Genomic DNA, 11,395 nt, shown 5'->3' with positions numbered 1-11,395 from the left:
TGGAACGAAAAATATCGGCCACGCGCAGAAAGAAAGGGTGGAATGAACATGGGATACGACGTCATCATCATCGGCGGCGGTCCGTCCGGGCTCATGGCGGCCATCGGCGCCGGCGAAGAAGGGGCGAAGGTGCTCTTGTTGGAAAAAGGAACGAAGCTCGGGCGCAAGCTCGCCATCTCCGGCGGCGGACGCTGCAACGTGACGAATCGGCTGCCGGTGGATGAAATGGTCCGCCATATTCCCGGCAACGGCCGCTTTTTATACAGCGCCTTTTCCGTATTTAACAATGAAGACATCATCCGCTTTTTTGAGCGGCTCGGCGTGCCGCTCAAGGAGGAAGACCACGGCCGCATGTTTCCCAAAAGCGACAGCGCCCAGTCGGTCGTCGACGCGCTTGTTCGCGGATTGTCGCGCCTTGGCGTCGATGTTCGGCTTGAATCGCCAGTGGCGGACGTGTTGTATGAACAAGGAAAAACAGTCGGTGTCACGCTGAAAAGCGGGGAGACGATCCACGCCCGTGCGGTTGTCGTCGCCGTCGGCGGCAAATCGGTGCCGCAAACCGGCTCAACGGGCGACGGCTATCCGTGGGCGGAAAAAGCGGGCCACACGGTGACCGAATTGTTTCCAACCGAAGTTCCGATCGTCTCGCATGAGCCGTTCATCCGAGAGCGGACGCTGCAAGGCTTGTCGCTGCGCGACGTCGCGTTAAGCGTCTTAAAGCCGAATGGCAAACCGATCATCACCCACCGGATGGATATGCTGTTTACGCACTTCGGCATTTCCGGCCCAGCTGCTCTCCGCTGCAGCCAGTTTGTCGTTAAGGCGTTGAAAAAAGCGGCGGACGGCGCGGTCAAAATGAGCATCGACGCGCTTCCGGACGTGACGCAGGAAGAACTGTTTCAACAGTTCGCCAAGCTGTGCAAAGAGGAGCCGAAAAAGGCGATGAAAACGATCGCCAAAACGGAGCTTCCCGAGCGGTACGCCGTCTTTTTGCTCGAGCGGGCCGGCATCGACCCGCACGCCTCTGCCGGCACGGTCGGCCATGAGGCGCTGCGGGCGTTTGTCCGACAGTGCAAACAGTTTACCTTTTACGTCCACGGCACGCTGCCGTTTGAGAAAGCATTCGTCACCGGCGGCGGCGTGTCGGTCAAAGAAATTGAGCCGAAGACAATGGCCTCCAAATGCATGGCCGGCCTTTACTTTTGCGGGGAAATTTTGGACATTCACGGCTACACGGGCGGCTACAACATCACCGCCGCCCTTGTCACCGGGCGGCTCGCCGGCGTGAACGCCGCCCGCTATGCATTGGCGGAAAAAAACGGGGCGAGCGGCTCCGCGGGGCAGACAGCAACGAATTGACCGCCGTCCTCATGCCCCTCGGGTGCTCCGGGGCGTTCGCTGACATTCCGACAACGCCCGTCTTCAAGGCGGGCGATCGCAAAATTTCGCCGCCTGAAATGGAAATGCCGCAACGAAAAAAGCGTCGCCCGCTTTGGGGGGATCAGCACGAAAACGGCCAAAGAATCCCGCAGTCTGGAGCCGTGTGAAGTGTCAAGTCCGGTAAATGACCATGGCGGAAAAACAGTAGATTTGCTCGCCTTCCGATTCCATCGCCGCCACACTGTACTTGACATCGATCAACTGTCCGTCTTTCAATCGGGCTAAAAAATCATTGACCGCCGCTTCCAAATCTTTTTCATGCTCTTTATCAAACACTTTCACTTTGTACATCGCCATTCCCCCGTTTTCTTTTTCCTTTTCCACGCATTTAGGGAAAATCCTGCCCACAAAAGGCGTCACGCGCCCTCGAACAGCGGGACGCGTGACGTCAGAAACTTCATTCGTCTTAATACACTCCAACCGCATTGAACGCCTGTTTCACCGAGTTGACTTCTTGGCTTGTCGACCCGTACAAATCAGCGGCCGCTTGCACGCAGGCGGCGCGCAGCTGGCTGAAGTTCGACGTCGGCGTCAAATAGTAGACAAGCGCCCGGTAGAAAATTTTCCCCATTTTGTCGCGGCCAATGCCGGTGACGCTCACGCCGTAATGGACGCCGCCTTGGCTGAGCAAGTACGCCGCTTTATTGATGATGCCGCTGTTTGTATGGACTCCTCCATTGTCTTGTGTGCCGGTGTACCGTTTGGAATAATGATCCGGATCGCCGTATTTCGCCGGATCCGACATGGAGCGAAGCGCGTCGCCGGCGATCCCAGGCGTGTAAATGTCTTCGCCGATCTCCCAGTCCGGGTTGCGGTTGGCGTAGAACTCCACGAGCGTGCCGAAAATATCGGACATCGCTTCATTGATGGCGCCGGATTCGTTTTGGTAAACAAGCCCGGCCGTATAATCCGTCACCGCATGGGTCAGCTCATGCCCCACGACGTCAATGCCGCCGGAAAACGGCAAAAACGTCTGTCCGTCGCCATCGCCGTACACCATTTGCGAACCGTTCCAAAACGCGTTGTTGTAGCCACGGCCATAATGGACGGTCGAACGGATGGCGGCGTTTCTGCCGTCATAGCTCAGCCGGCCGTGCACATTTTTGTAGTAATCATACACGACGCCGGCGTAATAATGGGCGTCCACGGCCGCCGCGTCATAGCTGGCGAAAAATTGGTTGTCGACATCGGCCCATAAGCTGCCGGGCAAAACGGTGCGGTTTCGTCCGTCATACGTAAAAATGCCGCTGCCGCGCGTATTGTCTTGCAAATAGTAGTAGCCGTAATACGAGGAATACGTCGTATTGATATATTTCTGATCCCCCAACACACCCCGGCCCACGCCGACCGTCGACGCGCCGGCGACCGGCTGCCCGCCGCCCGGCTTCGCCTCGTCCATTTGGTTCCATTTGTTCAACACTTTTCCGTCCGCGGCATCGATCATGTAGATCCAGTTGCCTGGGACAGGGGTTAAAAAGCGGACATTGACTTCATAGGCGAGGCGCGGGGTCTCCCCATCCGGATAGATGACAAGCCGCGTTGGTTTTCCCTCTTCGGCCGCCGGCCGTTCTTTCGTCACCGCATCAGCCACATCTTGTTTCGCGATCATTTCCGCTTGTTGAACGGAAATAGCGGCTTCTGTTTTCAACGTTCGTTTGTCCAAATTCGGAATGAGCGTACCCGACAAAGAGGACAATTCGCCATCGTTGACATGGGCAACGAGCACGGCGCCATACACGGGGATGCCGTGATAGCGCTGTTCAAAACGCATGACCGTATGGCCGAGTTCATCCGTTTGTTTGCCAATCAAGCTCAGCCGTTCGCGGGCTTGTCCACCAAGCTGGAACGTATTCTTCTCTTGATCAAGATAACGGTAAACCAATTCTTCCGGAGCATCCTCGCCTTTTAACAGCGGACCAGAAACGAACGATGGCGTCTTCCACTGTTCGTTCCACACCATTGATCTTTCCTTCGCTGAAGCACCGAGCGGCCAAGCCATCAATCCAAACGCCAACCCAATCGCGCCAAGCATCGCCCGTTTGTTCATTCCCTTTACCCCTTTCTTATATTTTCTACTGTAGATGAGCATTTTTCATTACAATAATTTCCATGGTTAGAGAGACAAACAGGGTACCCCTTACGCGATACGGAGCTGTTTTTTGATCACATCAATGGGAATATCTTGCTTTGCAGCGTCATAAATGAACTCGACGACGCTGTGGTCTTTCCGCGACCGAAGAAGCTCCAGCCCGGTGGAGAGGTTTTGTCGGGATTCGGCGATGCTGTACACGCAGGCCAACAGCACCACCGCCCAATACCGTTTCACCGCCCGAATGTGGCGAACGCGGTATCCATCCAGCTTCAGTTGATCTTTCGCCTGCCGGAAAAAGCACTCGATCGTCCAGCGCTGGGCGTAGTAACGCAAGATGTCTTCGTCCCCGAGTTCCCGGTCGGTGCTCAAGATGCAATGAAGATGTTCCGGCGCCATCGGCTGATCCGCCTTCCAAGCCAGCAGCACCACCGCGTCATCGAGGCCATGGATGGCCCCCTCATAGCGATACACGCGATAACGCTCCTGCCCCACCGTGACGAGGCGGGTGTCTTTGGACTCGATATAGCGGGCGAACTGCTTGGCTTGGATGGCGATGCCTTTCGGGTAGAGAATCCGGTTCGTCTTGAGCATCGCGATGACATGGAATCCCTGTTTCAAGCAGGCTTCAATGAGCTTTTTGGACGGATACCACGAATCCATGAGCACATACACCGGCTGAGCCCGCTTCACCTTGAGCGAGGAAAGCATCTCGATCGCCAGGTCGATCTTGCTTTTTCCCGCTTTCTTGTCATACAGGCGGAACGCAAATGGGAACGCCTGCGTGAAGGTGTGCACCATCAGCCAAACGAGCGAATGCCCCCAGACCGATTGATGATCTTTATGCGAGTAGTGCCAGTCGCACCCTTGAATGGCGTGCGCAGCCCGTGACGAAGGCTTCGTTTTTTGGCAAATCGTATCATCAATCGAAACAAAAAGGGGTTGATTCTTCCGTTTGGCCAGTCGTTCGACCTGGGAAAGGATCCACTCTTGAAGCTTCCCAAGCAGCCTTTCCTCGTTCCAAGGGCTTTTCGTGAAAAAGTGACTGAGCGTCGTTCGATGATTCGGATGAAAGCTCCAGTAATGAATATCAGTCAATGTTCCCGAGAATCCCTTGGTGGTCAAGGCATCGACAATATGAATGAGATGCTTGATGACCGATTTGGAAAGCTGCAGCGTCAACCCCAGCGTGAAGAAAAACTTGTGGATTCCTTGGTGATGTGCTAATCTATTCATGAGACATGAACCTCCTTGTGGATAGTTGGTGGTACATCTATTCTAACCAAGGAATCGGGTTCATGTCTCCTTTTTTGTTTAGTTGTCAATTTATGTCAGTGAATTTGCTCATCTACAGTTTTCTAATTATTTATTCTAATAAAAATTTTATTACAATATATTTTGATTGGGTATTGGGAAAATGATCGGGTGACATGCGGCCTGATCCGGCAGCCTATTTTCCGTTTTTCCCTCTTTGCGGCTTTCCGCCTGCGACAAAACGGCCAAAGTGAAACACGACCGACAGCGAAGCTGCCAAGCGGAAAAAACGATTGATCTTTTTCGCTTGAGCCGACGGATTTCCACAGAACGTGCTTTGACGGACAAAACAAAAAACCGACTCATCCCCCGCTTTCGCCCCATGGCGAAAACAGGAGACGGATCGGTTCGAAGAAGATCAACACAGACAGGCAAAGCGCCAATCCAGCCGCTTCTTTTATCGGGCGATCACCGTCGGCGGCGGATGCTCATCTTTAGCCGCTTCTTTCACCCCGATGCCTTGACCAAAGGCTGAAGCGAGGCCAAGGACGGCGAGAACGATGATCACAACGACCCGCTTTTTCACGAGCTTCACCTCCTTTCAAACGCCTGTTTGCGCCCGCAAGAGAGCGCAACTTAATTGATAATATTGGGCCGCCTGCTTGTATTGGCGCCTCCGCATATAACAATCCGCCAAATATTCGGCATACAATGACGCGTCGTCATACTCCTTCTTTTTTTGGAAATAGGGAATCGCCTCCTGTTTGAGCAGCCGCTCTAACCGTTCATCGTCTGCACTCAAAAGCAGCCGGTAAATGGAAAAATGCAAATAATACTCATAATGCTCGGACGCGCCGTTAGGGGCTTGTTCGAGCTGTTTCCACCCTTCCTCGACAGCCATCGACGCTTTGCGATAATGCTTGGCATCGCAATGCACGCGCACGAGCGACAAAAGCGTGATGAGCCGAGCATCCAGCGGGGCGTCCTCTTTATAGATCAAACTGTTCTCGTAATGTTGCACCGCCTCGCGGTATTGACGTTTCATTCCTTTCAAGTGGCCGAGATTGTGTTCCACAATCCCAAGAAGCCGTCGATCATCCACCATCCTCGCCGCCTTTTGGGCCAGCAGACAATGGTCGACCGCTTTGTCGATCTCCCCGCAGCGCCGGTAGCAAATCGCCAGCAGCACATGGCATTCGGCGCTCCGCCGCAAGTCGTATTCCGCCTGGCTGAGCGCCAGCGCGCGCTCGGCGTAATGAAGGCATTGAAACCATTTCCACAGACGGCTGCATGCAAGCGCCGACAAGTAAGCCAAATCGGCCTCCTCCCCGCTCGTTTTCCATTCCCCCTTCAACAACTCTTCTGCCTTTTGATAACAATGCAAGGCGTCGTCATATTTTTCTTGACAATAATATAAAAGCCCAAAAAACTTCCAATAATAATAGCGCATGTCATCACTCAACGACCCATACCAGTCCCGCACGCTTTGCGCCGCCGTTTCCGCCCCCTTTTTGTCGCCAAGAAGCAGCCAATACCGGATTCGCATCAGCTGAAAATAAATCATGGCTTCGGCATCCCCAGACTGCTCGCATCGTTCTTTGACCGTTTCATACAGTTCCCGCGCGGCAGGCACATCACGGTTGGTCATCGCCTTATACCACGACATCACCCATTCGAACCATGAAGGCATTGTTTCGTTTCCACCCGGCCGGATGTCCAGCCGCCGAAACAGCCATTCGAGCACCTCTTGGCTCGGGATGACTTGGTTATTCTCAATTTTCGATAAATAAGAAACCGAAATAATGCCTTCAGCCGTTTCTTCTTGGGTCAGGCCTTTCATCAAGCGGGCGAATTTCAAGCGGTCGCCGAGTTTCAACAGAGAGCTCCTCCTTCGAACAAGTGTCTGATTTTACCGAAAATTATATCCTTTCCTTTTTTTTCTTGCATCACACTTTGGTACTAAAACAAAATGGAAAAAGCGCCCCAAAAAGCTGGGACGCTTTTTCGCTCCTACCCCGCAAGCGGACCGGGGAAGCGCAAGCCGCCGACGCATGAAAAGGCCCGCGGCAGCCAGCCATTCCTCTGCCTCTTGACTGAACGGGGCCGTTCGGATGGATCCATTTCCCATCCGCTGACACGTTCCGTCGTTTTGGTCTCGACAAAAACGGGATCACTTGGATGACGGCCCGCCGCCATGCCCTGTTCTTTGAGCCGGAAGCGCTTATCGCTTCGGCACTGTTTCGCCTTCCCACTCGAGCATGCCGCCCGTCATGTTGCGGACGCGATAGCCAAGCTCTTGCAAGTAGCGGCAGACGTTTTCGCTCCGCCGTCCGGAGCGGCAGACGAAAATATATTCTTCGTTGCGGTCGAATTCCTCAAGCCGATCGGGGATGTCGCCCATTTTAATATGTTTGGCGCCGGGGATCATGCCGAGGGCGACTTCCTCGTCTTCGCGCACATCGACAATGTTCAGCTTTTCCCCGCGTTCGAGTTTTTCTTTCACTTCAGCCGGCGTGATTTCCTTGATCTCTTCCATGGCAGATCGACCCCTTTCGTTGGTGGATCAGGAGCGGGCCGAAGCCCGCCCTCATCATCAGTTGGCGACGATATTGACGAGCTTGCCGGGGACGGCGATCACTTTGCGCACGGTTTTGCCCTCAAGCTGCTCTTTGATTTTTTCATCGGCGAGCGCCCGCTCCTCGAGCGCTTCTTTTGGCAAGTCAACTGGCACGTGCAAGCGCGACCGCACTTTGCCGTTGATTTGCACGACGATTTCCACGACGTCTTCCACAAGCTTCGTTTCATCATACGTCGGCCACGGTTCATAGGCGATCGTGTCCGTGTGGCCAAGCTTTTGCCACAGCTCCTCGCCGATGTGCGGGCAGACCGGCGACAAGAGCTTGACGAAGCCTTCCATGTATTCTTTTTTCATTTGCTCCGCTTTGTACGCTTCGTTGATGAACACCATAAGCTGCGAAATGGCGGTGTTAAAGCGCAAGGATTCGTAGTCTTCCGTCACTTTTTTCACCGTTTGGTGATAGATGCGCTCGAGCGTATCGTTTGCCGGTTCGTCGACAATGTTCGGGTTCAGTTCGCCATTCTCGGTGACAAAGAGCCTCCAGACGCGGTCGAGGAAGCGCCGCGCCCCGTCAAGCCCTTTCGTCGACCAAGCGATCGACGCCTCAAGCGGCCCCATGAACATTTCATACAGCCGCAAGGTGTCGGCCCCATGGCTTTCGATGATGTCGTCCGGGTTGACGACATTGCCTTTTGATTTGCTCATTTTTTCGTTGTTTTCGCCTAAAATCATCCCTTGGTTGAACAGCTTTTGGAACGGTTCTTTCGTCGGCACGATGCCAAGGTCATAAAGAAACTTATGCCAGAAGCGGGCATAAAGCAAATGCAGGACCGCGTGCTCCGCCCCGCCGATGTAGACATCGACCGGCAGCCACTTTTTCAGCTTTTCCGGATCGGCGAGCTGCTTGTCGTTGTGCGGGTCGATGTAGCGCAAATAATACCAGCAGCTTCCAGCCCATTGCGGCATCGTGTTCGTTTCGCGCCGCCCTTTTTTCCCGGTTTTCGGGTCGACAACATTGACCCATTCTTCGATGTTGGCCAGCGGCGACTCGCCCGTTCCCGACGGACGGATTTCATCCGTTTTCGGCAACACAAGCGGCAATTCCTCTTCCGGCACCGGCGTCATCGTGCCGTCTTCCCAATGGATGATCGGAATCGGCTCGCCCCAGTAGCGCTGGCGGCTGAACAGCCAGTCGCGCAGCCGGTACGACACTTTTTTCCGCCCTTTGCCGTGCTCCTCAAGCCAGGCGATCATTTTGTCGATCGCTTCCTGCTTGTTCAACCCGTTCAAAAACTCGGAGTTGATATGCTCGCCATCTCCGGTGTACGGTTCTTTTTCGATATCGCCGCCGGCGACGACTTCTTTCATCGGCAAGTGGAATTTTTTCGCAAACTCGTAGTCGCGCTCATCGTGCGCCGGCACGGCCATGATCGCTCCGGTGCCGTAGCTCATCAAGACGTAGTCAGCGATCCAAATCGGAAGCCGATCGCCGGTAACCGGGTGAATGGCGTACGCGCCGGTGAACACGCCCGTTTTTTCTTTCGCCAAATCGGTGCGCTCAAGGTCGCTTTTGCTTTGAATTTCCTTTAAGTAGGCGTCAACGGCTGGCTTTTGCTCCGGCGTCGTGATTTTTTCAACGAGCGGATGCTCCGGCGCCAAGACGGTGTACGTCGCGCCAAACAGCGTATCCGGACGCGTCGTGAACACGGTGAATGTTTCGTCATGGCCGTGGACGGCAAACTCGATTTCCGCTCCTTCCGAACGGCCAATCCAGTTGCGCTGCATCTCTTTAATGCTTTCCGGCCAGTCGAGCTCTTCCAAATCTTCAAGCAAGCGGTCGGCATAGGCGGTGATTTTCAGCATCCATTGCCGCATCGGCTTGCGGATGACCGGATGCCCGCCGCGCTCGCTCCGGCCGTTGATCACCTCTTCGTTCGCCAGCACCGTGCCGAGCGCCGGACACCAGTTGACCGGCACTTCATCCATGTAGGCGAGCCCTTTTTCATACAGCTTCAAGAAAATCCATTGCGTCCATTTGTAATAGTTCGGGTCGGTCGTATTGATCTCCCGGTCCCAGTCGTACGAAAAGCCAAGCGATTTGATTTGCCGGCGGAAATTGTCGATGTTTTTTTGCGTAAACTCCGCCGGGTCGTTGCCGGTATCGAGCGCATATTGCTCGGCCGGCAGCCCGAACGCGTCCCAGCCCATCGGGTGAAGGACGTTGTACCCTTGCATCCGCTTCATGCGCGCCAAAATATCGGTCGCCGTATATCCTTCTGGATGGCCGACGTGCAAGCCGGCGCCGGATGGATACGGGAACATGTCGAGAACGTAAAACTTCGGCTTGTCATCATCATCGGGCGTGCGGAACGTTTTGTTTTTCTCCCAATAGTCCTGCCATTTTTGTTCAATTTCGCGGTGGTTGAAGCTCATCGCAGCACTCCTCCTATCAAGTTCTACTTGCATCATTGACGAAAATATGTACAAAAAAACCCCCCATCCCCACAGCAAAGGGACGAGAGGCGCGCTTCCCGCGGTACCACCCTTTTTGGCGCGCCAAACGGCGCACCCGCTTTCTTCCTTAACGCGGATGGACGGCCGGCGCTGTCGATGACCGTTCACGCCGGCAACTCCGAGGCGAGTTCACGAGCCGACTTCGGTTGACTCGCACCATCCGTCAACTCTCTGCCGTCCGTCGGGCCCGCTACTGCTCCTCTTCACCGTTATTCGCCTTATTCGCACATGAATCGACCGATGAGTGGACAGAATGACAAATTTATTATTATTTTAAAAAATTTGTCGATCAATTGCAAGCCGAAATCTATACGGAAGCCGCGGTTTTTTCATCCGCGTTCTCCGTCCGCTTCGGGAGCCGACGATCATGCAAAAGCGCGGCCAGCACCGCCAATAAGGCAAACAATGCTAACATCATGATGAGCAGTTTCATTCCAAACAGATCGGCGACCGAGCCGCCGATGACCGGTCCGATCATCCGTCCGGCCGTGGCCGTCCCGTTGACGATTCCTTGGTAAAACCCGGCTTTCCCCGGGGGCGCCCATTCGTTCACCGCGGCCGGAATCGCCGGCCAGACGATCATCTCGGCGATCGTGAGCACAATCATGGACGCGGCAAACTCTGCAAACGAATGCGCCCCCAACAGCATGGCAAACGAAACGGCGAAAATAAAAAAACCGATCACGATTTGCCGCTTCAACGTCGGCATGAAGCGGCGGATGACCGCTGACAACAGCGGCTGGGCCAAGACGATCAACGCTCCGTTGATCGTCCAAAGCAAGCTGTACTGCCCGACTGGTATCCCGAGCTCGCGTGTATAGGCGGCGATCGTCGTCGACCATTGGACATAGCTCAACCAACACAGTCCATAGCCGGCGCAAAGGAGGGCAAACGCCCAGCCCGCGGAGCGGGATGGCGCTCTTTCCGCTTCTCCGGATCGTTTCTTTCTCGGCGGCGGCAAGAGCGGAACGCGGCGCAGCCCGGCCACAACCGTAAACAAAAACGCGGCATACAACAAAAGATTGGCGAAAAAAACGAGCGAGAACGAATATGAAGCGACAAGCCCGCCAAGCGCCGACCCGACGGCGACGCCGATGTTTTGCGCGACATACAAGGCGTTGAACGCCCGCCGCCCCCCTTCCGGCCAAATCGCCCCGGCGTACGCCGACGCGGCCGGAAAGACGACGCCGCTGCCAACGCCGACAAACGCCAAAAACACCGCATAATGCGGCCAACCGTGCCAAACGCTTAAGCCGCCGAGCGCGGCTATCGTCAACATCGCTCCGGCCAACAAAACGCGAAACCCGCCGATCCGGTCAAACAAAAAGCCGCCGGCCAAGCTGCCGATGACGCTTCCCCCAGAGTTGAGCATGAGCACGACACCAGCGACAGCGAGCGGCTGGCCGAGCTGTTCGTGCAAATAGATCGTGTTTAGCGGCCATAGAAACGACGCCCCTGTCACATTGAGCGCCATGCCGACAAGCAGCCACCAAAGAGCGCGGGGCATCGGTCATCATCCT

Annotated in this window: 9 protein-coding genes and 1 other annotated feature; of the genes, 1 reads left to right on the top strand and 8 read right to left on the bottom strand. The window is 55.0% G+C overall.

The features are described 5' to 3' along the window. Positions 1–48: 48 nt before the first annotated feature. Positions 49–1,359 carry a BaiN/RdsA family NAD(P)/FAD-dependent oxidoreductase gene (locus CWI35_RS14095; protein WP_119877867.1) on the top strand — a complete coding sequence of 437 codons (1,311 nt, stop codon included), beginning with the start codon at positions 49–51 and terminating at the stop codon, positions 1,357–1,359. A 192-nt stretch (positions 1,360–1,551) separates the two neighbouring features. On the opposite strand, the gene CWI35_RS14085 is transcribed toward CWI35_RS14095, so the two are convergent. The 8 genes from CWI35_RS14085 to CWI35_RS14050 all read right to left on the bottom strand — a co-directional run bounded on the left by CWI35_RS14085 (position 1,552) and on the right by CWI35_RS14050 (position 11,382). Next, on the bottom strand, positions 1,552–1,731 hold the full coding sequence (locus CWI35_RS14085; protein ID WP_008880941.1) for a sporulation protein Cse60: 180 nt from the start codon (positions 1,729–1,731) through the stop codon (positions 1,552–1,554). A 115-nt stretch (positions 1,732–1,846) separates the two neighbouring features. After that, positions 1,847–3,487 carry a M4 family metallopeptidase gene (locus CWI35_RS14080; RefSeq protein ID WP_063329853.1) on the bottom strand — a complete coding sequence of 547 codons (1,641 nt, stop codon included), beginning with the start codon at positions 3,485–3,487 and terminating at the stop codon, positions 1,847–1,849. Between the two features lie 90 nt (positions 3,488–3,577). After that, entirely contained in the window at positions 3,578–4,765 is a 1,188-nt protein-coding gene (locus CWI35_RS14075) for an IS701 family transposase (RefSeq protein ID WP_119877768.1), read from the bottom strand. Positions 4,766–5,240: 475 nt separating this feature from the next. After that, positions 5,241–5,369 (bottom strand): hypothetical protein, encoded by a 129-nt coding sequence (locus CWI35_RS18710; protein ID WP_014196587.1) that lies wholly within the window; start codon positions 5,367–5,369, stop codon positions 5,241–5,243. 15 nt (positions 5,370–5,384) lie between these two features. Continuing rightward, entirely contained in the window at positions 5,385–6,659 is a 1,275-nt protein-coding gene (locus CWI35_RS14070) for a helix-turn-helix domain-containing protein (RefSeq protein ID WP_119877866.1), read from the bottom strand. Between the two features lie 345 nt (positions 6,660–7,004). Next, complete coding sequence (locus tag CWI35_RS14060; RefSeq protein ID WP_013144427.1) at positions 7,005–7,319, bottom strand: rhodanese-like domain-containing protein; 315 nt, start codon at positions 7,317–7,319, stop codon at positions 7,005–7,007. Between the two features lie 57 nt (positions 7,320–7,376). Continuing rightward, entirely contained in the window at positions 7,377–9,794 is a 2,418-nt protein-coding gene (gene leuS, locus CWI35_RS14055) for a leucine--tRNA ligase (RefSeq protein WP_011232314.1), read from the bottom strand. A gap of 75 nt (positions 9,795–9,869) precedes the next feature. Then, positions 9,870–10,091, bottom strand: a binding site (T-box leader). Positions 10,092–10,182: 91 nt separating this feature from the next. Continuing rightward, positions 10,183–11,382 carry an MDR family MFS transporter gene (locus tag CWI35_RS14050; RefSeq protein ID WP_119877865.1) on the bottom strand — a complete coding sequence of 400 codons (1,200 nt, stop codon included), beginning with the start codon at positions 11,380–11,382 and terminating at the stop codon, positions 10,183–10,185. Between the last annotated feature and the right edge of the window lie 13 nt (positions 11,383–11,395).

It is taken from the genome of [Bacillus] caldolyticus (assembly GCF_003595605.1).
Classification (GTDB): Bacteria; Bacillota; Bacilli; order Bacillales; family Anoxybacillaceae; genus Geobacillus; species Geobacillus thermoleovorans.
Note: the sequence above shows the minus strand (reverse complement) of the source record. Positions and strands in the feature narration are given on the sequence as shown.